Here is a 25,043-nt window from a genome sequence, read left to right as displayed (position 1 = left end):
TAATTAAGCTAATTTCTTTGAGATTTTGAATATCATCAAAGCTGTCATTTGGCATTGTATGCAAGTAGATAGTAAAAACGAAGAAATGATTCTGTTTTCATGTTAATTATCTTACTTAATCTTAAGTCATTTGCTTAATTTTATATTAAATTAAGCAAATAGTAGGTATTTAAAAATTAAAGTGATTTTTATTCGTTGGTTTTGTGAGGGTGATTAATATTTTGAGTGTAATAAAAAAAGAATGGTTTTTGGTTGCCATGGTGATTGCCATGATCTTGGCTGTGTTGATTCCTGAGTTCGGACGCTCGGGGGGCATCTTGCATCTTGATGATGTCACCGGAATGGGTATTGCTTTGGTTTTCTTTTTACATGGTATCGCGTTATCGCCAAAAGCACTAAAAGATGGAGTGAGTAATTGGAGGCTACACCTTTTCATTCAAGCGGCAACTTTCGTTGTGTATCCGCTATTATGGGTGATCTTTGGACACGGCATGCAATCGATCATGCCAACGGCACTTGCGTTTGGTTTTTGTTTCTTATTTGTGTTGCCTAGCACCATTTCATCTTCTGTGGCGATGACAGCAATTGGACGAGGTAACATGCCGGGGGCGATATTTAATGCCTCATTGTCGAGTATTCTTGGCGTTTTTATTACCCCTTTCCTTATCCAGTTTTTTATGGGTTTACAAGGCGCCCAATTAAACATGATGGATTCGGTACTTTCGATATCGAAGCTTTTATTACTTCCGATGGTATTAGGACAAGTTTTGCGTCCTTTATTATTCTCTTGGATTGAAAAACATAAAAAGGTCGTGGGTAAGGCGGATAAATACGTCATATTACTCATTATTTATAATGCCTTTAGTGATTCCGTATCTGATGGGATTTGGCATAACTTCTCTATTGATTATCTGATTATGTCTCTTGCCATTTGTATGGTGGTGCTGTTTTCTATTATTCACTTGATGCGCTGGGGAGCTAAATTTTTTGGTTTTGATCATGCGGATGAGGTAGCGGCAGTATTTTGTGGTAGTAAAAAAACGTTAGCCGCGGGGATCCCGATGGCAAAAGTGATTTTTGGCGCGGATCCTCGATTGGGAATGATACTTCTGCCTATTATGATTTATCATCCATTGCAGATTTTTTATTGTGCAATTTTAGCAAATCGTTATCAAAAACATGCATTAGAACTTGAATCAAAATAGGGGGTAATATGAATGTAAATTTTAATCAAGAATGGCTAGTACTTATTCAAGACTACTCGCAGTGGATAATTACGGTTATCGTTTTGATGGTTTACCCTGTTTTACGCCGGATTCCAGCGAAGATATTTTTAGGTAGTATGAGAACTGGCATTAATGCTCATCGTAAACAACGGGCGACACTATTACTTAATTCTATTACCTCTATCATTATTATTGCGATTTTGCTGTTATCGTGGGGATTTGATTTTCATGGTTTACTGGTGGTTGGATCATCCATGTTTGCTTTACTTGGCGTCGCCTTATTTGCAGGTTGGTCGTTGCTGAGTAATTTAACCAGCTTCCTTATTCTGTTTGGCCAAAATGATTGTCGAGTTGGGCGCTGGGTGCGGGTAGTTGATGGTGCTAATTACATTGAAGGTGAAATCACCGAGATGGCATTTATGAGCGTACAATTAAAAAATATCGATGGAAATACAATACTATATCCAAATAATTTATTTTTAACTCGTCCTGTCATTGTTTTAAAAAAAATCCCATCGCCTGATTCTGCTTCAGATAGTACTAAAACGGACAGCGCTAAAGTGGATGTTATGAAGGTGGACAGTAAACAGGTTGAGAATAAAAATGAATCAAAATTGAGTTGAACCTTATTCTTGTGATTTAAGTCATAAAAATAATGTACAAATGAATGTTGATCGACAATAATACGCCGCTTTTCTTATCCAGTTCATATTTTAACCAGGTAATATTATGTCGACGCCAAATTCTACAACTCCAGCAAACCCTGCACCATTAGGCCTAATGGCTTTTGGTATGACTACTATTTTATTAAATCTACACAATGTAGGTTTATTCCCATTAAGCACGGTTATTCTTGCTATGGGTATTTTTTACGGCGGTATTGCACAAGTTATCGCTGGCATCATGGAATACAAAAACGGTAATACATTTGGTACCACCGCCTTTACGTCTTACGGTATGTTTTGGTTATCGCTTGTCGGCTTAATTTTAATGCCAAGCATGGGGTTAGGTGAGGCGACTTCTGCATACTTCCTTGCCTCTTATTTAACTGTCTGGGGTATATTTACTGGCTTTATGTTTATTGCCACTTTAGCTCGCTATCCTGTAGCAAAACAAACTGTATTTGGTAGCTTGACTGTATTGTTCTTTTTGCTTGCAGCTGGCGATTTTACTGGTAATGCGACGATTGGTCATATTGCTGGCGTTGTGGGTCTATTCTGCGGTTCAAGTGCCGTTTACCTTGCTATGGCGACCGTGATTAACCATGAATTTGGTCGTACAGTATTGCCAATTGGTGAGAAAAAAGTAAAAGCAACCGTTGAGTCAATTAAAGCGGCTGCATAATAATTATTTTCCAATTAATATTTTATAAAACATAATCTATTGATCGGCGACTAAAGCTAAAGCCTCAGTTCATTCATTTGGATTGAGGTTTTTTTATTACCTATGGTTTGTATCTCGATAGATAGCGCTGGTTAGAATGGATTTTATTTTTGCTCTGTAATACTATGGAGCCGCACTATTTATTGTGTTAACAATTTTATTAATTATTCTCAGGGCGGGGCGCAATTCCCCACCGGCGGTATATAAAGCAATATGATCTTAAAATCATTGAGATCGTCGTTATAGTGACTTTATGAGCCCGCGAGCGCTTGATTTTAGGATCAGGGTCAGCAGATCTGGTGAGATACCAGAGCCGACAGTGATAGTCTGGATGGGAGAGGATAAATAACACTTAGTATTTTTACTGAGTGTGTTTGACGTTGAACGATCGTTATATTCTTGACGTAGCAACGTTTAACCCCTTCTGAAAAATTGCCCTGATTCTGGTACCTACAGGAGCTTTACCATGAATCAGAACCAACCATCGTTACTTACCGAATACGGTAATCCAATTGAACGTGTCGAAGCTGCGCTTACTGCCTTACAACAAGGTCAGGGTGTACTTGTGCTTGATGATGAAGATCGCGAAAATGAAGGCGATATGATTTATTCCGCAGAAACATTAACCGATACACAAATGGCGTTAATGATCCGTGAAGGCAGTGGCATCGTGTGCTTATGTTTGTCCGATGAGCAAGCAGAGCAATTAGAATTGCCACCAATGGTGATTAATAATAACAGCCAAAATCAAACTGCATTTACCGTATCGATTGAAGCCAAGCAAGGTGTGACTACGGGCGTATCGGCAGCCGATCGCGTGACGACAATCAAAACCGCTATTTTTGCAGATGCAAAACCAAGTGATCTTGCACGACCTGGACATGTATTCCCATTGCGTGCGCGTAAAGGTGGTGTATTGAGTCGTCGTGGTCATACAGAAGGCACAACAGACCTAATGCAATTGGCCGGTTTGAACCCAGCGGGTGTGTTATGTGAGGTAACTAACCCTGATGGCACAATGGCGCGAGCGCCAGAGATCGTCGCCTTTGGTAAATTGCACAATATGCCTGTACTCACCATTGATGACATTGTTTTATATCGTGAAGCTTTGATCAAAAAACAAGCGTAAAAATACGATTATAAGAATATAAAAGCCACTTTGTCCGTTTAAGCTAATCTCTTAAATTGTGACAAAGTGGCTTATTTATTTATCGAGCTTAATTTTTATTTAGGGATTATTTCTCAGGTGGAAATTGGCTTAAAATCTCATCTACCGTTTCTTTTGTTGTTTGCGCCTTTTTTTCTCCACCATCGGTAAATTCAAAATTACGGTTGCCACTCCAGACCACTTTATTACTCGCTGTATCGTGAATATCGATTTGAATGTTCTCTAGCTTCTTGTTATCACCAATCGGTAGGCTAATCCCCGTGCCGATGCCAATCGCCCCTAAACCGCCACCAATACCTAATCCGATAGAGGGTTTGCGTTTTGTCTTTTGTGCTTTTCCGCTAGTAAACGTGACAATAAAATCTGCAGGCTCTGATTGTTGATACTCGCGAGCAGTAAGGTTATCAACTATTGCCTTCTGAATACGTTCGGTTGTGAGGGTGTCAGAGCTTTGCTTTGGGGCCTGGATACTAAATGAATGCAGTTGATCGAAAGAATAATTAAGATCGTAATCTGGTTTCGGTTGGCTGCTGCATCCAGATAAGAATAAAACAGTACAAGCAAGAGCGGAGATTAATTTCATTATATTTCCTCTATAGCGAATAATTTCTAAAAGCGAAGGTTTCTCTCATGTTTAATCTTAGCTTATAAGTGAATCATACTCGATGGGGTTTTAACTGTAGGTTGTTATATTGTAGTGAGCATACCACTCTGATAAATAGCAAAAAAGCGTAGCAAGAATTAATCTGCTACGCCTTTCTAAATATGGTGGCCCCTCCCAGACTTGAACTGGGGACCTAACGATTATGAGTCGCGCGCTCTAACCAACTGAGCTAAGGGGCCAAATTGAGGGACGATTATAGGGGAATGAAGCAAGGGTGTCTAGAGGCTACATATACCAATTCTGTTTAGTTTCTGCCCACTTAAACCAATATTTTATGCTAGATACAAAAAAGGTGAGCAATGCCCACCTTTTCGGTTTTATTTTCTAGCTTGAAACTAGATTTTTTATTCGTCGAGGAAGCTACGCAATGTTTCTGAGCGGCTTGGATGACGAAGTTTACGTAAAGCTTTTGCTTCAATCTGACGAATACGTTCGCGCGTTACGTCAAATTGCTTACCTACTTCTTCCAAAGTGTGGTCAGTATTCATATCGATACCAAAACGCATACGAAGTACTTTTGCTTCGCGAGGCGTTAGGCCAGCAAGAACATCTTTAGTGGCGAATTTCAGACTAGTCGCCGTAGCTGAATCTAAAGGTAGTTCAAGCGTGGTATCTTCAATAAAGTCACCTAAATGCGAATCTTCATCATCACCAATTGGTGTTTCCATGGAGATCGGCTCTTTGGCAATTTTTAGCACTTTACGGATCTTATCTTCAGGCATTTGCATGCGCTCAGCCAGTTCTTCTGGAATAGGTTCACGACCCATTTCTTGAAGCATTTGGCGAGAGATACGATTCAATTTGTTAATTGTTTCGATCATGTGTACTGGAATACGAATAGTACGTGCTTGGTCAGCAATTGAACGAGTGATAGCTTGACGAATCCACCATGTTGCATAAGTAGAGAACTTATAACCACGACGATATTCGAATTTATCTACCGCTTTCATTAGGCCAATATTACCTTCTTGGATGAGATCCAAGAATTGCAAACCACGGTTGGTGTATTTCTTCGCGATAGAAATAACTAGACGTAAGTTAGCTTCAACCATTTCTTTCTTAGCGCGACGAGCTTTGGCTTCACCAATAGACATGCGACGGCTAATATCTTTAATGTTTTGGACATTAAGCGATGTTTCTTCTTCAATGGTTTTTAGCTTGTAGATACAACGACGAAGATCTTCTTCGCTTTGTTTGATCTTTTCTGCGTATGGTTTACCTGAAGCAAGAATGTCATCGAGCCATGTGTCAGCAGATTCACTGCCAGTAAAGGCATTAACGAAAGCTTTCTTTGGCATTTTTCCGTATTCAACCACGGTACGAATAATCAATCGTTCTTGAGTTCGAACGCGATCCATCGAGTTTTTCAAACCATTAACAAGGTAATCAAACTGTTTTGGGATTAAACGGAACTGACGGAATACGTCTAAAAATTCTTGTTTGCTGCTCGCAATTTTTTTACTTCCACGACCATGTTCATTGATCGATAGTTGTAGATTTTGATAAGTATTTCGTAACGCAGTAAAACGCTCTAGAGCAAGCTCAGGATCAATACCTGTGTCTTCCTCTTCTTCGTCCTCATCTGAATCATCGTCCTCATCATCATCATCGTCATCGCTGTCGTCATTACTAACGGTAAGCTCTGAACCAATATGGGTTGCTGTTGGCGCTGCATTACCATCATCATCAGGATCAACAAAGCCGGAAATGATATCGGTTAAACGAAGCTCTTCAGCTTGAACTTTATCAAATTGTTCAAGAATATAAGAAATTGTGCCTGGGTATTCTGCAACTGAGCACTGCACTTGATTGATGCCATCTTCAATGCGTTTTGCAATGTCAATTTCACCTTCACGAGTTAATAGTTCAACCGTGCCCATCTCACGCATATACATGCGCACAGGATCAGTGGTTCGGCCAATTTCACTTTCAACACTTGAAAGTGCGGCAGCTGCGGCTTCGGCAGCGTCTTCATCTGCTACGGCTTCATTCAACATTAGATCGTCCGCATCAGGTGCGGTTTCAACGACTTGGATGCCCATGTCGTTAATCATTTGAATGATGTCTTCTACCTGCTCTGAATCTACGATTTCTTCAGGTAGGTGGTCATTTACTTCGGCGTAGGTCAGATAGCCCTGTTCCTTACCTTTTGCGACAAGTAACTTTAGCTGTGACTGCGGATTTTGATCCATCGACGATATCCAACTTGAGGTCTGAGTGAAGAGTATTAGTATGCGAAATGCAAACCGCCAATAATAACAAATTTATTCATTGCTGACCACCAAGGTTTCATTGGTTGATGGTCCGAGTGATAACTAAGGACGTTGAAGAATTAAGTCTTGCAACTCCCGTTTCTCTTCGACTGATAAGCCGGAGCTTCTTTCTCTCGTTTGCAAAGTTTCAATTTGTTTATTAATACATTGAGTAAATATGTTATCCAATGTATCTAAAAAAACGTCTCGTTCATTATCATCATTGAGGGGGATGTCCCAACTTAAGAGTCTTGATAATAATGCTTCTATTTTTGTTTCTCGCCAGTTTTCCATCAACTGACCGGACTTGATATGGGGATTTTCTCGACAAATATCAAGTACGTTTAGTAATAAACTTAATCCAGGTAAGTCTATATGACTGATGCTGGTTAAATCAGGCACTAATTCAGCATAGCTCGGTTTTTGTAAAAGCAGAGCAATAACCACTCGCATTGGCGTTATTTGAATTTTTTCATGTGGCTGAGGTGCATTGTTTTGCTGTGTATTTTTAGAGATCAACTGCTGGAGTTGTCTTTCATCAAGTAAGCCAAGCTTCTTACCGAGCAAATCTCTCAAGTATAGTCGTAATGTGCCACCTGGGACTTTTTCTATCAAAGGAGCAACTAAAGCCGTGAGCTTAGTCTTACCTTCATTACTGCTGGTATCCACTTGCTGCATTAAGGTGCTAAATAAAAATTCAGACAATGAGGTCGCATGAAATACTTGCTGTTCAAAAGCTTCTTTACCATGTTGACGAATATACGTATCAGGATCTTCGCCATCGGGTAAAAACATAAATTTCAGTTGTCGCCCGTCATTTAAATACGGTAAGGCGTTTTCCATCGCCCGCCAAGCGGCTTCTCGTCCAGCGCGGTCGCCATCATAACAACAGACTACAGTACCGGTTTGACGATACAGCAGTTGCATATGATCGCCAGTGGTCGACGTTCCAAGAGCCGCTACTGCGTAATCAACACCATATTGAGCTAATGCCACCACATCCATGTAGCCTTCAACGACGAGAATTTGAGCAGGATCTTTATGGCTTTGCAATGCGTCATATAAACCGTAAAGCTCTTTGCCTTTATGGAATACTGGGGTTTCTGGTGAGTTTAGGTATTTTGGTTTTTCATCCCCTAAAACTCGGCCACCAAAACCGATAACTCGGCCACGACGATCCCGAATAGGAAACATAACTCGACCACGAAAACGATCGTAACGGTTGCCTTTTTCATTTTCAACCAACATGCCACCTTCTACTAGCATGTCTTGGATATGATTTTGTTGACCAAAGTTTTTACGCACGTTATCCCATTCGTCAGGGACATAACCTATGCCAAATTTTTGTACGATTTCACCCGACAGACCACGGTTCTTTAAATACTCAATCGCAGGCTTATTGGTCGAAAGTTTCAGTTGGGAGCGGTAATATTGACTAATGCTACCCAATAGATCATATAGATTACGTTTTTGTTCGGCGTTAACTTTTGGGGTGTCAGCTTTAAATTCTTGGCCAGTTGCGGTTTCGCGTGGTACTTCTAAGCTAAGTTTACTCGCAAGTTCTTCAATCGCTTCTACAAACTCAAGACGTTCATATTCCATTAAAAAACTGATCGCATTACCGCTAACACCACAACCGAAACAATGGTAAAACTGTTTGTCTTGGCTAACGTTAAAAGACGGAGATTTTTCGTTATGAAAAGGGCAGCAGGCGGTGTAGTTCTTCCCTTGCTTTTTGAGTTTTACGCGCGGATCGATAACATCGATAATATCGGTGCGAGATATAACATCATCAATAAAGCTTCGTGGAATTCTACCAGCCATAGAGAAGTTTGAATCCTTAAAATACAAACAAGCCGTGCGATTCTTGAAGAATGCACGGCTCATTAAAACTTAAGTTTGGGGGAAGTTAAGCTACCTAGATAAGATACTAGGCAAGTTTAGAGCGAACTAAACCACTGACTTTACCCATATCTGCACGACCTTGAAGTTGAGGTTTTAAAACCCCCATTACGTTACCCATGTCTTGCATGCCCGCAGCACCAGATTCAATAATAGCACTATCAACAAGTGCGATGACTTCTTCTTCACTTAACGGTTGAGGCATAAAATCCTCAAGTACAATAATTTCAGCTTTTTCAGCATCAGCAAGATCTTGACGATTTGCTGCTTCATATTGCGTAACAGAATCGCGACGTTGTTTAACCATCTTAGTCATTACAGCAATAATATCTTCATCGGTAAGCGTAATTCGCTCATCGACTTCACGTTGCTTAATGGCTGATAGAGCTAAACGAATAGTGCCAAGGCGCAATTTGTCCTTGGCTTTCATCGCTAATTTTTGCTCTTCTTTGAGTTGTTCAATCAGAGCCATAACTCAGTCCTTAATTGGAGTAAGTTATTAGTACAAGCGAACGCGACGTGCGTTTTCGCGAGCTAATTTTTTAGCATGACGTTTTTGAGCCGATGCTTTAGCGCGTTTGCGAACAGTTGTTGGTTTTTCGTAATGCTCACGACGACGCACTTCAGAAAGAACACCTGCTTTTTCACAAGAGCGTTTGAAACGACGTAATGCTACGTCAAACGGTTCGTTATCACGTACTTTAACTACTGGCATATGCCTTTCACCTCAGGGGTTATTCATTAATGCTGATTTTTTAAATCGACCCTAAAAACTAGAATAGATATTAATCAGCTAGATCAAAAATGGTGCGGAATTTTAATCCGATCAAGACCTATTTGTAAAGCATTATCAAGGTAAGATCTGGTTAATTTTTTTCCGAGGCGGTAAGATTACCCATAATTTAATAAAAATCAACTAATCGACATCATTGGTCGTGAGAAATTTATGCGTATTTTAGGTATTGAAACATCATGTGATGAAACGGGCATTGCTATTTTTGATGAAAAAAATGGTTTGTTGGCTCATAAATTATACAGCCAAGTGAAGTTGCATGCTGACTATGGTGGCGTTGTACCTGAATTGGCTTCACGTGATCATGTAAAAAAAACCATTCCATTAATTAAGGCTGCATTACTTGAAGCGGGATTAAAGGCTAAAGATATTGATGGCGTCGCCTACACAGCCGGCCCTGGCTTAGTGGGAGCGTTATTGGTGGGAGCAACGATTGGACGCAGCCTTGCTTACGCATGGAACGTTCCTGCAGTGCCTGTGCATCATATGGAAGGGCATTTATTAGCGCCGATGCTAGAAGATAATCCACCTGAGTTTCCATTTGTTGCTTTACTGGTTTCTGGTGGTCACACCATGATGGTCGACGTTCAGGCAATAGGTGAGTATAAAATTTTAGGTGAATCTATTGATGATGCAGCCGGGGAAGCATTTGATAAAACGGCCAAATTAATGGGCTTAGATTACCCAGGTGGCCCATTATTATCTAAATTAGCGGAAAAAGGGACTAAGGGGCGGTTTAAATTCCCTCGTCCAATGACCGACCGACCGGGCTTGGACTTTAGTTTTTCTGGCCTTAAAACCTTTGCTGCGAATACTATTAGAGATAACGACGATGACCCACAAACACGCGCCGATATTGCTTATGCTTTTCAAGAGGCAGTGTGTGACACATTGGTGATTAAGTGTCGTCGCGCATTGGAGCAAACAGGATTGAAACGAATCGTCATTGCTGGCGGAGTGAGTGCTAACAAACAGTTACGAATCTCATTGGAAGCGTTAGCTAAAAAAGTAGGTGGGGCAGTGTATTACCCGCGAACGGAGTTTTGTACCGACAATGGCGCAATGATTGCTTATGCTGGTATGCAGCGCTTATCTCGTGGTGAATTAGGCAATGGTGATAGGGTAGATTTATCTGTAGAAGCACGACCTCGCTGGCCAATTGATGAGCTAAAACCGCTCTCTGAATAATGCTTTGAATAACATTATATTGAACAATTAATATGCGATAAACAAAACGGCAGCCAATAATAAAGGCTGCCGTTTTATTTGTTTTTATGGAAATATTGACGTTAGCTTTTCGATCTCACTTTCGGTTCGCTGCCATCAATCAAGCGCTTAATATTTTGATAATGCCTAAAGATTATTAGGCATGAGAGCATAGCCACAGGAATAGTATATTGGGGTTTAACCATCCAAGTATAAAAAGGTGCTAGCAGTGATGTTACGACAGCAGCAAGAGAGGAATAACGACTAAAGAAGAAAGTAACGATCCAAGTCGCCATTACCATGCCCGTTAAATCCAATCCAATTGGCGCCATCGTACCTAATGCCGTTGCTACCCCTTTACCACCCTTGAAATGAAAGAATAATGGGTAGATGTGCCCAAGGCATGCCGCTAAACCAATAAAACCGAGCATTAGCGGTTGAATGTTAAGGAAATAGCTTGCCCAAACTGGCAACATTCCTTTGAGTATATCACATAATAATACCGCGATTGCAGCCCACTTACCGCCCACTCTTAACACATTAGTTGCACCAGGATTTTTTGAGCCTTGAGTGCGAGGATCTGGAAGATGACAAACACGGCAGATCAATACCGCACTCGAAATGGAGCCGAGTAAATAAGCGAGAATGATCATTACCAGTACCACGATGCTCATTATCTTCCTTGGAGGTAGTGTGATGTAAGATGGTTTTATAGTATATTTCTGCATCTTACGTGTTTTTATGCTGCTTGGGTATCCGATCAGTTACTCTCATAAGTAAAAACTAACCAAAAGGAATCAACATGGCTTTAGATAAAGTATTTATCGACCAATTAGAAGTAATTACTACCATTGGTGCTTATGATTGGGAACAAGAGATTAAGCAGAAGTTAGTGCTTACTATTGAAATGGCTCATGATAATCGAAAGCCAGGAGAAAGTGATAATGTCGAAGATGCACTGGATTACGCTAAGGTTAGCCAAGCGGTATTGAACCATATTGAAAGTGGACGATTTTTATTAGTCGAGCGTGTCGCAGAAGAAGTGGTGCAATTAATTATGCAGCGCTTTTCGGTGCCTTGGGTTAAGGTTCATTTAACTAAACCAGGCGCAGTACCACAAGCAAAAGGCGTAGGGGTGATCATTGAGCGCGGCCGTTTGTGACTTTGGCTTACATCGGTATTGGCAGTAATATCGAGCGACATCAACATATTCAAGCTGCATACCAAGAGCTAAGGAATGTGAGTCATTACTTACGTTGTTCGAGCGTTTATGAATGCGATCCTGTCGGATTTGATAGCCACGCTTTTTACAATACAGTCATAGAGATTGATACGTCTTTGTCCTTGCTTGAATTACAACAGAGTTTAAAACAGATTGAATTCAAATGGGGACGCACGACTCATGCTCAGAAACTGCAAGATCGGACACTCGATTTGGATATTCTTTTGTTTGGTGAGGTTGTTTCAGAGAGTACGCCATTGGTTCCTCGCTGCGATATCTTCGATTATGAATTTGTACTCCAACCATTATGTGAATTAAACCCGCAGCTTATCATTCCTAATGATGGAAGAAGCGTTGAGCAAGTGTGGGAGCAATTTGAGCATAAAGGCAGCTTAAAACGAGTAGAGTTTGAATTTAGGTTATGAAGTAGCGGGGCGTTTGGTAAGTGAGAATAGAGAGCTCGAATGAACCCTCTATTTGAGGTAAGTGCTAATTCTTCAGGTTTATTAATGGAAAGCTATGATGTGCTTTATGCCCAACTGAACCCAAACATTGGCGGTACTAGCAGAAGTAAACCAAATAGAATACGGTAAATACCAAAACCCACAAAAGTGAAGTTAGCTAAGAAACGAATGAACAATTTGATCACAAAATAAGCCACAATAAATGCGGTAACAAAACCAACGGCTAAGTTGATGTAATCAGCGCTAGTGAAGTCTTGATAATGCTTTAATAAATCATAACCAGAGGCTGCCGCTAAAACAGGTAAGCCGAGTAAAAATGAAAACTCAGCACACGTTTTACGATTTAAACCTACCAACATAGCGCCAATAATGGTTGAACCGGCGCGGCTTGTTCCCGGAATTAATGCAAAAATCTGCGCAAAACCAATCCATAATGCCTGCTTCATTGATACATCATTGACATCTACGGTTGGACAGTGTTCATCTTTATAGAAACGTTCCACCCAAATAAATATGATGCCGCCAATAATAAACATAATGCCAACGATGCTGACACTAAACAGTGCTTTGACAATGTCGCTCATTAAGAAACCAATAATCCCTATTGGCAAAAAAGCCACCGCTACCTTTACCCATAATGAGAAATACTTCGGATGAAATTTTTCTTTATAGTTGGCAATAACCGCTAAAATAGCCGCAACTTGAATGATCACTTCAAAGGCATTGTTATTACTGGTATTGGCGATACCTAACCAATCTCCAATGACGATCATATGCCCAGTTGAAGAAATAGGTAAAAACTCGGTTATACCTTCAACAATGCCTAAAATAATAGAATCAAAAATGGTCATGCTAAATTATTGTCCTTGTATTGCCATTCTTTCATCAAAGAAAATCGGCAGTAATAAAATGTTAAAATTAAAAAAATTATGCGCACTTTGCCTTGCTATGGAGAAATAATCAATCCTATAACCCTATTCTTTACAAGACTTTGATGTAGCAATGGATCGTGGTTTTTATCGTTGGTTGTTTATACACGTTTTACCTAAGGTGACTATTGTTCTTGGGATAGTACTTGCTTCACTTGTTCAATACTGATTATGCGTTGCTGCTCCAGTTCATTTCGGATGGCCTTACCTTGAAAACCCTGCTGAATAATATCACTTACATCAATCGCGTGAGCTGCGAGATAATAGCGGCGTAAGCGATGGGATTGCGGATAGGGTTGAAATTCTAAGCCTTTTCGTCCTTGGTGATCGGCTTGACAGCATAATAATATTTGTTCAAAACGTTCAGGTTTACGCCATGCATCTAATTGATTGAGTAGTTTGAGCGCCGTCGATGCCTTTAGTTCAGCCGCGCGATGAATATTTGAGTGATGCTGGCAAACCAGTAGGGCTAAATCTCGGCTTTGATTCGGCACTTTGATTCGGTTGCATAATGCTTTAATTAATTTAATCCCAGTATGGCAATGCATTTTATGACTTGGCCATTCTGATTCTGGTGTGACGCCTTTGCCTAAGTCATGGACTTGAGCCGCGAAGCGAACACTCACTTCTAAGCTTAATTTCGCAGCTTGTTCGGCGACCATTAAAGTGTGGATGCCAGTATCGATTTCCGGATGCCACTTTTCTGGTTGAGGCACACCAAATAGTGCGTCTATTTCTGGTAATATGACTTTAAGTGCGCCGCAGTCTTTTAATGTTTGTAAGAAGATCTGTGGCGCTGAAGTGGTTAAGGATTTATGCCATTCTTGCCAAACTCGCTCAGATGTTAAATGAGCTAATTCTCCGCTGTCGGTAACCGTTTTCATTAACTCTAGTGTTTCAGGTGCAATCGTAAATCCTTGCGGTGCCAATTTAGCGGCAAAGCGTGCCACGCGTAATACACGCAATGGATCCTCGCTAAAAGCAGGAGAAACATGACGTAAGATCTTATTATTAAGATCGATTTGACCATGGTAAGGATCATGCAGGTTGCCTTGCTGATCTTCAGCCATCGCATTAATGGTGAGATCACGGCGAGCCAGATCTTCTTCTAAAGTCACATCTGGTGCATAGAAGCATTCAAATCCGGTATAGCCTTGACCTGACTTTCGTTCGGTGCGGGCTAGCGCATATTCTTGCTGAGTTTTGGGATGTAAGAAAACAGGAAAATCCAGACCTACAGCGCGAAATCCTTGATCGATCATTTGTTGTGGTGAACTACCAACCACCACCCAATCTTGATCATGGCTTTCAATGCCAAGCAGCTTATCTCGAACCGCGCCACCCACTAAGAATATTTCCACATTTAGACCTTTCAACAAGAGTGAATAATAAAGAGTGGTCGATTCTAGCAAGAAAGCTAGGCGCTGCCATGACTGTATCTATAAATAACGATCGTATTAGTGTAATTTATACCGCATTAGATACTGGATCTGCTGACGATTTGAGAGTAATGCATGTACAAGGACTTTTTTGGCCTATCAGAACTGCCGTTTACCATCGTGCCAAGTTCACGTTACCTCTTCTTGAGTGCGCGTCATCGGGAAGCAATGAATCATCTACAAGCGGGATTGGGCGGTGGTGGCGGTTTTGCATTACTAACCGGAGAAGTGGGGACGGGGAAAACCACCGTATCAAAAGCGCTGCTTGCGGTATTAGAAGATAATGTTAAAACCGGCTTATTATTAAATCCAACGTATACTGGATCGGATTTATTAGAAGCCATTTGTGATGAATTTTCGATTGAATACCAAGAATCAGCATCATTAAAACAGTTAACCCAATCCATTTATTGCTACCTGCTTAATAACCATGGGCAAGGGTTGCAAACCTTATTATTCATTGATGAAGCGCAGCATTTATCGGCCACGGTACTTGAACAATTACGCTTATTGACCAATCTCGAAACTGAAAGTCAAAAGTTGCTCAAAGTGTTATTAATTGGGCAGCCTGAGTTGCAATATAAGCTGCAAACCGAAGAGTTACGTCAACTCGCGCAGCGTATTACAGGCCGTTATCATCTCTTGCCATTAACCTCGCAAGAAGTGGCGCAATACATTCAATTTCGTATTCAAGTGGCGGGCGGCAGTTATGACATGTTTACCGCTAAAGCCATCAAACACATCGCTAAGCAAACCCATGGTGTGCCACGTTTAATTAACTTAGTGTGCGACAAATGTTTGCTGTATGCCTACTATGGCGGTGAGCCTATGGTTTCTGGTGTTATTGCTGAAAAAGCTTGTGCAGATGTTATGATTTTTCAACGGCCAGTGCCAACTAATTCGGCCATCAATTCTCATGTGTCAGGCCTCAATAACTCCGTAAATATGAACGTTGGTAAACCTTGGATTGCTTATGGGATCAGCTTAATCGGTGGATTCGCTTTGGCTGTTCTTATGTGGTTTTATGCACCTCAATGGTTAGGTTCTAAATCTGATAATCAGTTATCTCAAAGTCTGGCCGTTCAAGAGAAGCCGGCGTCATCGGAATTGCCTCAAGATGTTAGCGTTCCCATGAGAAAAACAGCACATCAAAACCGAGTACAAACGCAGGTGGATAAGTCTGCTGAATCTCTTATCTCGCCATACATCAAACAAAGCCATAATCCTATTAATGCTATGCAGACTCTATTTGCCTTATGGGGTTATCAAGTCGAAGCAAAAGAAGCGAATTGTCATCAGGCTCCAAGAGCTGATTTGTATTGCTATCAAGGAACAGGGAATTTGAACCAATTGGCGGTCATTAATCGCCCCACGATGCTGACGTTACAGGCTAATTATCGAACCTATTTTGCTATTTTGTACCGAGTTAATGAATCCAGCTCTCAATTGTTATTAGCGGATAAGCGAATTGAAGTACCGAACGAATGGCTAAAACAACACTGGAACGGCGAATATCAGTTGTTATGGTATAGCAAGATGGCGGACCAAATTTTAAAAATCAATGATAGTGGTGAGTATGTTACCCAGTTAAACCAAGCATTATCTGAAGCTTTGGGGGAAACACTATTAGAGACCACTGTTTTTAATCAAGATATGAAAAGCAAAGTAGAAGCTTTTCAAATGTGGCAAGGAATTAATGTGGATGGTATCGCGGGTAAAGAAACCTTAATGCTCTTAGATAGTTATACCAACCTTGATGCGCCTAAGTTGGTTGGTGCAGTTGAAGATGAATCTCAGCATTTGGATGGGAGTGAGAGCTGATGTCGCAAGTAATGAAAGCTCTTCAACGATCTGAGCAAGCCTATCAGTCTCAATTTTCTCCGAAATCTGAGGGCAATTATCGTTATTTAACCATCGAAAAAACGCCTCATAAGTGGTTGGTCGCGTCTTTATTTATATTGCCTTTTTTATTGGTATTGTTATTTATGAAGATGTATCCGTTACTTCAATCATCAAAACCAGTAGAAGAAAAAATCGCCGTCATATCTTCTTCAGAAAGCATTAATCATAAGCCAGAACGACAAGCGCATCTGTTGCCTTTCCCTAAAATGAAAGAGTTACACGCGTTGCCACAACCTAAGCTTTCGTCGAAAGAAGTAGACAAAATTCAGGCTAAAACGTCGTCAGTGAAAGCCCAAGCGGTTAAAACCCAGACGGTTAAAACTGAACCCCAAGGTCGCGTGCTTAAAACCACACAAATTAATGCCTCATCGGCAAAAGATCAGGTTTGGAATGTTGATAATATTGATATGTCGGATGTGTCTCCTGATATTGCTGCTCGTTTTAAGCAAGCAATGCAAACGGAATTACAACTGGATCCGCAGCCACGCTCAAAGGTGGTCCTACCTAAACCCGAGGCTCAGAGGAACCCAAGCTTTGATGCACCGATGGTAAACTTAGTCGGACATGAAAAAACATATCAAGGCCGGTTACCTAAAATGAATTTTGAAACTCATATGTACTCGTCGAAATTAACCAGTCGCTGGATAAAAGTGAATGGGAGCAATGTGCATGAAGGCGAGTGGATAGTGGATAAAGTGGTTAAGCTTGAGAAAATATTACCGGGCAGTCTTGTGGTGCGTTTTGATGGGCAGAACGTGCAGATCCCAGCATTATATGAATGGGCTGGTTAGCCAGTATTTCGTTGAAATTACGTATCCCAAATTTATAAATTAGAAAAATAGCGACCAAGATGTCGCTATTTTTTTGTCTGTTCAATGATGCAGGCTAAGATTTATTATTTTTTACGTAATCGTTACCATTGATGACAATGGCGACAGATGCCTGCATTTTTATTGATAATCTGTATTTAGAGTAATGCTTGAAAGCTTTTTGGTGTTAGAATCCGCCCGTTTGTTTTTTATATATCAGAAGGGATAGCTTATGTTTCAGATTTTACAAGGTGCACAAATGCTATTTGTTGCATTTGGCGCACTGGTATTAGTGCCATTATTGACGGGGCTTGATCCTAGTGTTGCTTTATTTGGTGCTGGTATTGGGACCTTGATTTTTCAGGTACTGACTAAGCGAAGCGTTCCCATTTTCCTAGCCTCTTCTTTCGCTTTTATTGCACCTATTATGTATGGCATTCAAGCTTGGGGTGTACCAAGTATGTTGGGCGGTCTTATGATGGCTGGCGCGGTGTACGTTGCACTTGGCGTGGTGATTAAAGTGCGCGGTGTAGGATTTATTCATCGATTATTACCACCTGTTGTTGTCGGCCCTGTGATCATGGTAATAGGTTTAGGACTTGCACCTGCTGCGGTTAATATGGCTTTAGGGAAAAGTGGTGATGGCGGCGTACAAATTGTTGCCCATGATGCCGCATTATGGATTTCTGCCATTTCTCTTATTGTGACAATTATTCTGAGTGTTTTTGGCAAAGGCTTTTTTAAACTAGTGCCAATCATCGGTGGCATTTTTTCTGGCTATGTAGCGAGTTTGTTTTTTGGTGTGGTGGATTTCACCCCAGTTCATCAAGCGGCTTGGTTAGCTCTGCCGAATTTTACGTTCCCTGAGTTTAATATTAATGCGGTATTATTTATGATCCCGGTTGCTATCGCGCCTGCGGTCGAACACGTGGGTGATATTCTGGCTATCTCAAATGTGACTGGAAAAGATTATCTTAAAAAGCCAGGTTTGCATCGCACCATGATGGGCGATGGATTTGCAACTATGGCGGCGGCTATGTTTGGCGCTCCACCTAATACCACTTATTCTGAAGTGACTGGCGCAGTCATGTTAACCAAAGCGTTTAATCCAGTGATCATGACATGGGCAGCGGTAACGGCTTTAGTCTTGGCTTTTGTCGGTAAATTAGGCGCGATTTTACAAACCATACCGGTTCCGGTTATGGGCGGAATTATGATCCTTTTATTTGGTTCAATCGCGGTTGTTGGTTTGAATACGTTGATCAAAAATCAAGTGGATTTACATAAATCACGTAACTTGGTGATTGTGGCGGTAACCTTGATCTTTGGTATTGGCGGTATGGCATTTGGTGTCGGTGAGTTTAGCCTGCAAGGTGTGAGTTTATGCGGTATTGTCGCGATAGTATTAAACTTAGTGTTGCCAAAAGATATTGGCGATAATCACATTGTTGATAATGCGCAAATAGAACCAGACTCTGCCCAAGGTTGAAGTCAAGCTAAAAGTTAGATTGAGGCGCAACTGTAAATTGACTGCTTAAAAGAAATTAAGTGCTAAAAAGCGATCCTAGGATCGCTTTTTTATGGTTGATTACATCTCAGACCAACCATCAGAATCAGACATATCGGGCGCGCCGGGAATTGATTTTTCTTCATCTGCCCATTCACCAAAATCAATCATTTGGCATTGCTTGCTGCAAAAAGGGCGGTAGGCGCTGGTTTCCCCCCAAACAACATCTGTTTGGCAGGTCGGGCATTTAACGATGGTTGCTTTTTTTGGGGCTGGATTAGTCATAATATTCGCTCTGTATTGTGATGCACCTAAAACATGCGTCATAAAAAGATGAGCAGAAGTGTAGTCTTAACAGATGGCGAGATCAAACTCGATGTCTTGGCTATAAGCATTGCCGGTTTCGAAACTGATAAATTTAATCGCGAAACGGTTTTTATGTCCTGAAATCATTGGGTATACGCCAATTTCAACGGGCAGATGTAAGCGCAATATATTGGCATCTTCGGCTTCACTTTGAAAGAAACCATTACGGGCTATCTTCGGCTTCAGCTGAGCGGTTTCTCTTATCAATCGAAGCAGTAAATTCAGCGCCATTCTTACTGGTTCTAACGTATCAGTCCAAGCTTTGGCATCGGTTAAACGTTTTTCTAATGGAAGGTGAACCCAATAATGCAGAGCAGGTAAATCAAAACTGCAGGTTCCACCTGGGAGATTAAATCGTTGGCGAATGGAATTTAAAAAACGGTTTTCTTTTAAAGAGACACCAAAGCGCTCTGAAGACATCACTTTCTTAAAGCAGGTATCAATATCGGTTAAAATAGTATTGAGCTTATTTTGATCGACACCAGGAACCCCTATCCAGTGTTTATAGGCGAGCTTTTGTTTATCGAGATCTTTACCTATTTCCGACTTCATTTGAATTTGTTCAAAAATTTCCATCAGATCAAATAAAGAGCGGAAAAATATTAAGTAAGATTGCGACGTTTCAAAATTGGCAGAATTATGCAGCTGCTTGAGTAGGAATTCTACTCGCAGATAAATTCGTACTTTTTCTGTTAAAGGGTGTTCGAATTTCAGCATAATATTTTCAACATATAATTATGAGTGATGTTAAGTCGTTATTGTCACAGATATTTATGAGTCACGCTAGGGGCGGTTGACCTTTGATTACAAAAACACAAATAATTGATTAACACAGGCTCATATACTTTTGATGTAATTGGGTGACCTCTAATAATAGCGCCTGCTGAATCTCTTGTGTGAGAGGTGAGTCATTATTAATTACATCATCGGCAAAACTTAACCGCTCCTGTCTGGAAGCTTGTGAATTTAAGATGGCGCGTACTTGACTGGCAGGTACTTTATCACGCGTGCAGGTTCGGCTTATTTGGGTTTCAGGGCTGGCATCAATCACTAAAATACGGTCGACCAATGTTTTCCAATCCCCCTCAACTAATAATGGCACCACCAGTATCACATAAGGTGAGGTGGTTTGAGTCAGTTGGTGGTTAATTTCGGCGCGGATCAAAGGGTGCAGTAACGCATTGATCCATTGCTTTTGCGTTGGATCAGAAAAAATAGATTCCCGCAGTTGAGCGCGATCGAGCTTTCCATCAGAGGTTAAGATTTGTGTGCCAAAATGTTCCGTGATGGCTTTCAAACCAATCGTATTTGGTTCTACCACTTGGCGAGCGACCACATCCGCGTCAACTAAGTCGATATTAAAATGTTGCTGGAATAAGTTGGCAATACTGGTTTTTCCGCTACCAATGCCGCCAGTAAGACCAATGATCATAAAATCATCTACCTCTTGGTTATATTCAAATAATTGACGTGCCCATCGCTTTGGCTTCATAGAAGTTGGCTTGCCTACATGAAACGATAGGGTGAATACGCATAACCTATAATATGACCGCTTTAAATATGAAGGATATTGGTGAGATACCAGTTAGCTATATCATGTCCCCAAATCAAGCAAAACCAACCTGAAATTGCCAAGTATGGGCCAAATGGGAAGGCTTTTTCGATACCTTTTTTCTGTAAACGTAATTGAACCAGTCCAAAGATTAAGCCGACCACCGAAGACAGTAAAATCAATAATGGTAACTGCTGCCAGCCTAACCATGCACCAAGCGCTGCCAATAATTTAAAGTCACCATAACCCATTCCATCTTTACCGGTCAGCAATTTAAATGCCCAAAAGACAGACCATAAACATAAATAACCTGCCATCGCGCCAATAATGGCATCGTGTAAAGAGATTGGGCTAATACCAAAAGCGGATAAGGCTAAACCGCCCCACATTAATGGCAAGGTCAATTGGTCGGGCAGTAACATGGTACCGAGATCGATAAAAGTGGCCGCGACTAGCGTAAAAGTAAAAAATAACAACGCCAAACCATACCAGTTTGCTGGGAAATATAAGGTAATGACGACACTGAGCGCGGCGGTTAATAATTCAATAGCGGGGTAGCGTGCACTGATCGGGTTTGCGCATTGGCGACATTTTCCGCGTAGCCATAGCCAACTAAAAACAGGGATATTATCTATTGCTCGGATTTGGGTGTCGCATTTTGGGCAGCGTGAGCGAGGGATGTTTAAGTTAAAAGGTTTGTCTAAATCCAAGGTGTGTTTTTTTAAGGATGAGTCTTTTTTTAATTGAGGGAAGTAATCGATACATTCTTTGATCCACTCGCGCTCCATCATGACAGGGAGACGATAAATGACCACATTTAAGAAGCTGCCGATTAATAAGCCAAATATCCCTGCGGCAATAGGAAATAAAAAAGGATAATAGTCAAAAATGAGCATGTTGGGTCACGACACCAAAATAGAGAAAACAATGAGCTTAGAATACACTAACTAGCTTAAAGATTGGCAGATAAAGTGAGACCACTAAACCACCCACCACCACACCTAAAAAGACAATAATAGCGGGTTCAATAATTTTGCCTAAATTATCGACCGTATTATCGACTTCAAATTCATAAATGGTGGCGACTTTATTGAGCATTTCATCCAAGTTACCAGACTCTTCACCTATCATCACCATTTGCAGCACCATTTCAGGAAACGCTTCTGCATTCCGCATGGCTATGTACATTGGCATGCCGGCTGCGGTGTCTTTATGCACTTGTTCAACCGCGACTTGATAATGCAAATTTCCTGCGGTTTTAGCGGTAGTCAATAAACTGGTCAAAATCGGAATACCGGCACTAAAGCTGGTGGAAAGAGTACGGCTAAATTTAGCGATGGCTGCTTTTGAAAACACCGGTCCTAAAATAGGCATTTTTAACGCCATTCGGCTGGTCTTTAATCGAAAGCTAAAGGAGCGTTTTCGAGCTTGTTTGATGGCAAAAATAAACGCTAATAAACCGACTATCATTATAAATAAATAATTTTGAATGAAATGAGATAAATCGATCACGCGTTGAGTAAAGGCGGGTAACTCAGCCCCAAAACCTTTAAACATGGCTTCAAATTCAGGGATTACCATAGTCAGTATTAAAATCGATACGCTGGTGGCAACTAACATGACCATTGCAGGGTAAATCATGGCTTTAATGACTTTCGATCTTAGCTCTTCACTTTTTTCTCGGTAAGTGGCCAGTCTTTCAAATACTTCCCCTAAATTCCCTGTTTGTTCACCGGTTGACACTAAGTCGCAAAAGAAATCATCAAAGAATGAACTGCTGGCTTTTAATGCTTTTGAAATAGGCGTCCCCGCTTCGACTTGAGTACAAGTTTGCGACAAAATAGATTTCATTTCAGCTTTACGTTGGCTATTGGCAATCAATTTTAATGATTGTACGATGGGTACGCCAGTCGTCAGCATGGTGGCAAGTTGGCGAGTTAGAACGATAATATCTTTACGCTTTACTTTATGGCTGAGTTTTGCCAAAAAAGACACACTGCGGCGTTTCAGTTTTTTTATTTGGACACGTTGTTCTTTGAGCTTGGTGCGTACTTCACTTTCATTAAATGCCATCATCTGACCGGAAACTTTTTTACCAGAGCTATTCACGCCACGCCATTGAAAATTTTTAAGGGCGGGAGCTTTTAAAGTGGAGGATCTTGCCATGATGATTCCTTATCAATAACAATGGTTCTATTAATGATGATTTTTTCTTAATAGAGATAGTTTTATTCATGCAAATATGGTGATTAGAAATAAAGCACGCGTTGTAATTCAGCAAAGCTAGTAATGCCTTGTTTTAGATTTTCGATACCGGATTGACGCAGTGTTGCCATGCCTTGTTTTACCGCGATCATTTCAATGTCATTGGCTGATGCTTTTTTGATAACCGCACTGGCAATTTCGGTGGTAAATGGCATCACTTCATAAATCCCAACACGGCCAGAATAGCCTCCAGTGCATTCTGAGCATCCTTGGTTGAAAGCTTGGTAAATGGTCATTCCCTGTGAAATATTGAGTTTTTGCCGTAAGATCTCTGGAAGATCATCTACGGTTTTACAGTGTGGGCATAAGCGACGAGCCAGACGTTGAGCGATGATAAGGCTCAATGAAGAGGCAAGGTTGAAGGCTTCGATGCCCATATTAGATAAACGCACCACCGTTTCGGCAGAAGAGTTAGTGTGTAGTGTGGATAAAACTAAGTGACCGGTTTGCGCCGCTTTTATGGCGATTTCTGCCGTTTCGAGATCGCGAATTTCCCCCACCATGACCACATCTGGATCTTGGCGTAAAAATGCTCGTAATGCCGCGGCAAAGGTAAAACCTATTTTGGGTTTGACTTGAACTTGATTGATGCCGGTTAAGTTGATTTCGACCGGATCTTCCGCCGTTGAGATGTTTTTATCTGGCGTGTTTAAAATGCGTAAGCCAGTATATAAAGAAACTGTTTTGCCGCTCCCGGTTGGGCCAGTCATTAAGATCATGCCTTGCGGTTGTTGCAGTGCATCTATATAGAGTTTCTTTTGCGTGTCGCTATAACCGAGTTTATCGATGTTTAAATTGGTGGCGCTGCTATCAAGTAAGCGTAAAACAATCTTTTCGCCCCATAATGTCGGCAGTGTTGATACCCGCATATCAATTGCGGTGTCTGCGTTTAAGCGTATTTTGATCCGTCCATCTTGTGGTAAGCGGCGTTCAGCAATATCTAACTTGGAGAGGATCTTGATCCTTGCGGCTAAGCGACGGCCTAAATGTTGAGCGGGGCGATTGGTTTCGACCAAAATACCATCGCAACGTAAACGCACTCGATATAGCTCTTCATAAGGTTCAAAATGAATATCGGATGCGCCTTTACGCACTGCATCGAGTAGGATTTGATTGATGAAACGACTGACAGGCGCTTCATCTTGGCTGAGATCTTCGGTTTCTTGAATTTCATCACTGCCGACTTCCACCAAGTTAGCCAATTCATCTTGGGTGATGTCTTTGCCTTGTCCGTTATCGTTATTGACGCCGAGGCCATACAAACGTCGAATCGCGCCTTCGAGTTCTTTGCAATCGACTAAAATAAATTCAACTTGCTTACCGGTGGCAAAGCGAAAATCATCTTCCACACTGGTATTGGTTGGGTCGGAAACCGCCAGTAATAAACTTTGGGAATCAATTTGCAGCGGCAGTACTTGGTGGCTGGTGACGAGATCGCGTAACCCCAGTTGTTCACACACTTGGTGGTAACTGTAATGAGCGAGACTGGCTTGTGGTAGAGCAAACAGCTGACACAGTTGTTGCAGTAATAATTGGCTATCAATAAAACCAGCGTCCACGCAAGACACGGGAACGCTTTTTTTATCGTTAATCACCTTGCTCACCACCACTTGTTCCTGCTCATGAGTCAGGAATTCCGCTTGGCGTAGAATGGACGCAAGGTTAGTGTTCATATTTGTCACCTGATCATCTAAGGTAGGAGGCTAGATTCATAGGCACAAGCACCAATGTACAGATCGGATTGATTGTGCCAACATTGCCACGAACCTTGTGCGTTACGTTGCATTCTTATCAGTGTGCCTTCGCCTACTCCTTGGGTAATTTTAGCGTCTAAATTATTGTTACCCACTGCACCAGATTGTGCTTGTAAAGTCCCAATGGCAAAAGCGGCTGAAATTTCCGGAAAGATATAATGCGAATCCACATATTCTTCTACTATGGTTTGGTAGTTGTTAGCTGAACCAACCGCTGTCGTCAAAGCAGCTTTACGGGCA

General features: G+C 41.2%; 25 protein-coding genes, 1 tRNA gene and 1 riboswitch. Of the genes, 10 read left to right on the top strand and 16 right to left on the bottom strand.

Going from position 1 to position 25,043, the window contains the following annotated elements:
• The first annotated feature begins 212 nt into the window (after positions 1-212).
• From FH976_RS12215 to ribB, 4 genes are all read left to right on the top strand, one after another.
• A complete protein-coding gene (locus FH976_RS12215) occupies positions 213-1,205 on the top strand; it encodes a bile acid:sodium symporter family protein (RefSeq protein ID WP_194091124.1) in 993 nt (330 codons plus the stop codon).
• 149 nt (positions 1,206-1,354) lie between these two features.
• A complete protein-coding gene (locus FH976_RS12210) occupies positions 1,355-1,849 on the top strand; it encodes a mechanosensitive ion channel domain-containing protein (RefSeq protein ID WP_407701647.1) in 495 nt (164 codons plus the stop codon).
• A 106-nt stretch (positions 1,850-1,955) separates the two neighbouring features.
• Positions 1,956-2,570 carry an acetate uptake transporter gene (locus FH976_RS12205; protein WP_194091121.1) on the top strand — a complete coding sequence of 205 codons (615 nt, stop codon included), beginning with the start codon at positions 1,956-1,958 and terminating at the stop codon, positions 2,568-2,570.
• Positions 2,571-2,771: 201 nt separating this feature from the next.
• Positions 2,772-2,956: riboswitch (FMN riboswitch) on the top strand.
• 119 nt (positions 2,957-3,075) lie between these two features.
• Positions 3,076-3,738 (top strand): 3,4-dihydroxy-2-butanone-4-phosphate synthase, encoded by a 663-nt coding sequence (ribB, locus tag FH976_RS12200; RefSeq protein WP_194091120.1) that lies wholly within the window; start codon positions 3,076-3,078, stop codon positions 3,736-3,738.
• 106 nt (positions 3,739-3,844) lie between these two features.
• On the opposite strand, the gene FH976_RS12195 is transcribed toward ribB, so the two are convergent.
• From FH976_RS12195 to rpsU, 6 genes are all read right to left on the bottom strand, one after another.
• A complete protein-coding gene (locus FH976_RS12195) occupies positions 3,845-4,360 on the bottom strand; it encodes a DUF4136 domain-containing protein (protein WP_194091119.1) in 516 nt (171 codons plus the stop codon).
• Between the two features lie 183 nt (positions 4,361-4,543).
• Positions 4,544-4,620: transfer RNA gene (locus FH976_RS12190), tRNA-Ile, on the bottom strand.
• 165 nt (positions 4,621-4,785) lie between these two features.
• Entirely contained in the window at positions 4,786-6,633 is a 1,848-nt protein-coding gene (rpoD, locus tag FH976_RS12185) for an RNA polymerase sigma factor RpoD (RefSeq protein WP_194091118.1), read from the bottom strand.
• A 123-nt stretch (positions 6,634-6,756) separates the two neighbouring features.
• Positions 6,757-8,517, bottom strand: coding sequence for a DNA primase (gene dnaG, locus FH976_RS12180; protein ID WP_194091117.1), 1,761 nt, complete (start codon positions 8,515-8,517; stop codon positions 6,757-6,759).
• A 106-nt stretch (positions 8,518-8,623) separates the two neighbouring features.
• Positions 8,624-9,067, bottom strand: a complete 444-nt coding sequence (locus FH976_RS12175) for a GatB/YqeY domain-containing protein (protein WP_194091116.1) — start codon at positions 9,065-9,067, stop codon at positions 8,624-8,626.
• A 27-nt stretch (positions 9,068-9,094) separates the two neighbouring features.
• Positions 9,095-9,310, bottom strand: coding sequence for a 30S ribosomal protein S21 (gene rpsU, locus FH976_RS12170; protein ID WP_190330760.1), 216 nt, complete (start codon positions 9,308-9,310; stop codon positions 9,095-9,097).
• A 231-nt stretch (positions 9,311-9,541) separates the two neighbouring features.
• Between rpsU and tsaD the strand changes: the two genes are divergently transcribed.
• A complete protein-coding gene (gene tsaD / locus FH976_RS12165; RefSeq protein WP_194091115.1) occupies positions 9,542-10,576 on the top strand; it encodes a tRNA (adenosine(37)-N6)-threonylcarbamoyltransferase complex transferase subunit TsaD in 1,035 nt (344 codons plus the stop codon).
• 101 nt (positions 10,577-10,677) lie between these two features.
• Here tsaD and plsY read toward each other — a convergent pair whose 3' ends face one another.
• Positions 10,678-11,268: a glycerol-3-phosphate 1-O-acyltransferase PlsY gene (gene plsY, locus FH976_RS12160; protein ID WP_194091114.1), complete on the bottom strand. Its 591-nt coding sequence runs from the start codon at positions 11,266-11,268 to the stop codon at positions 10,678-10,680.
• Positions 11,269-11,396: 128 nt separating this feature from the next.
• On the opposite strand from plsY, the gene folB reads away from it, so the two are divergent.
• Together folB and folK are read left to right on the top strand one after the other, a co-directional pair.
• Positions 11,397-11,756: a dihydroneopterin aldolase gene (gene folB, locus FH976_RS12155; protein ID WP_194091113.1), complete on the top strand. Its 360-nt coding sequence runs from the start codon at positions 11,397-11,399 to the stop codon at positions 11,754-11,756.
• The gene (gene folK, locus FH976_RS12150) at positions 11,753-12,241 is read left to right on the top strand and encodes a 2-amino-4-hydroxy-6-hydroxymethyldihydropteridine diphosphokinase (RefSeq protein WP_194091112.1); all 489 of its coding nucleotides are present in this window, start codon (positions 11,753-11,755) and stop codon (positions 12,239-12,241) included. Before folB ends, folK begins: the two co-directional genes overlap by 4 nt.
• A 104-nt stretch (positions 12,242-12,345) precedes the next feature.
• On the opposite strand, the gene FH976_RS12145 is transcribed toward folK, so the two are convergent.
• Both FH976_RS12145 and FH976_RS12140 read right to left on the bottom strand, forming a co-directional pair.
• Entirely contained in the window at positions 12,346-13,131 is a 786-nt protein-coding gene (locus FH976_RS12145) for an undecaprenyl-diphosphate phosphatase (protein WP_194091111.1), read from the bottom strand.
• Positions 13,132-13,334: 203 nt separating this feature from the next.
• On the bottom strand, positions 13,335-14,570 hold the full coding sequence (locus tag FH976_RS12140; RefSeq protein ID WP_194091110.1) for a multifunctional CCA addition/repair protein: 1,236 nt from the start codon (positions 14,568-14,570) through the stop codon (positions 13,335-13,337).
• Between the two features lie 153 nt (positions 14,571-14,723).
• On the opposite strand from FH976_RS12140, the gene FH976_RS12135 reads away from it, so the two are divergent.
• The 3 genes from FH976_RS12135 (at position 14,724) to FH976_RS12125 (ending at position 18,848) form a co-directional block, all read left to right on the top strand.
• Positions 14,724-16,469 (top strand): ExeA family protein, encoded by a 1,746-nt coding sequence (locus FH976_RS12135; protein ID WP_194091109.1) that lies wholly within the window; start codon positions 14,724-14,726, stop codon positions 16,467-16,469.
• Positions 16,469-17,341, top strand: a complete 873-nt coding sequence (locus FH976_RS12130) for a general secretion pathway protein GspB (protein ID WP_194091108.1) — start codon at positions 16,469-16,471, stop codon at positions 17,339-17,341. The genes FH976_RS12135 and FH976_RS12130 overlap by 1 nt, the downstream gene beginning before the upstream one ends.
• A gap of 250 nt (positions 17,342-17,591) precedes the next feature.
• Positions 17,592-18,848, top strand: coding sequence for a uracil-xanthine permease family protein (locus FH976_RS12125; RefSeq protein ID WP_194091107.1), 1,257 nt, complete (start codon positions 17,592-17,594; stop codon positions 18,846-18,848).
• Between the two features lie 99 nt (positions 18,849-18,947).
• Here the strand turns inward: FH976_RS12125 and yacG are convergent, their stop codons facing one another.
• The 7 genes from yacG to FH976_RS12090 form a co-directional block, all read right to left on the bottom strand.
• Positions 18,948-19,151, bottom strand: a complete 204-nt coding sequence (yacG, locus tag FH976_RS12120; RefSeq protein WP_194091106.1) for a DNA gyrase inhibitor YacG — start codon at positions 19,149-19,151, stop codon at positions 18,948-18,950.
• A gap of 66 nt (positions 19,152-19,217) precedes the next feature.
• Positions 19,218-19,949 carry a cell division protein ZapD gene (gene zapD, locus FH976_RS12115; RefSeq protein WP_194091105.1) on the bottom strand — a complete coding sequence of 244 codons (732 nt, stop codon included), beginning with the start codon at positions 19,947-19,949 and terminating at the stop codon, positions 19,218-19,220.
• Positions 19,950-20,058: 109 nt separating this feature from the next.
• Positions 20,059-20,664, bottom strand: a complete 606-nt coding sequence (gene coaE, locus FH976_RS12110) for a dephospho-CoA kinase (RefSeq protein WP_194091123.1) — start codon at positions 20,662-20,664, stop codon at positions 20,059-20,061.
• A 122-nt stretch (positions 20,665-20,786) separates the two neighbouring features.
• Complete coding sequence (locus FH976_RS12105) at positions 20,787-21,680, bottom strand: prepilin peptidase (RefSeq protein ID WP_194091104.1); 894 nt, start codon at positions 21,678-21,680, stop codon at positions 20,787-20,789.
• 37 nt (positions 21,681-21,717) lie between these two features.
• Entirely contained in the window at positions 21,718-22,950 is a 1,233-nt protein-coding gene (locus FH976_RS12100) for a type II secretion system F family protein (protein ID WP_194091103.1), read from the bottom strand.
• An 83-nt stretch (positions 22,951-23,033) separates the two neighbouring features.
• Complete coding sequence (pilB, locus tag FH976_RS12095; RefSeq protein WP_194091102.1) at positions 23,034-24,722, bottom strand: type IV-A pilus assembly ATPase PilB; 1,689 nt, start codon at positions 24,720-24,722, stop codon at positions 23,034-23,036.
• A 17-nt stretch (positions 24,723-24,739) separates the two neighbouring features.
• A partial coding sequence (locus FH976_RS12090; RefSeq protein ID WP_194091101.1) for a pilin occupies positions 24,740-25,043 on the bottom strand: 304 nt, incomplete at its 5' end.

Source organism: Vibrio hibernica, from assembly GCF_015223435.1.
Taxonomy (GTDB): domain Bacteria; phylum Pseudomonadota; class Gammaproteobacteria; order Enterobacterales; family Vibrionaceae; genus Vibrio; species Vibrio hibernica.
This window is presented reverse-complemented; position numbering and strand designations above follow the sequence as displayed.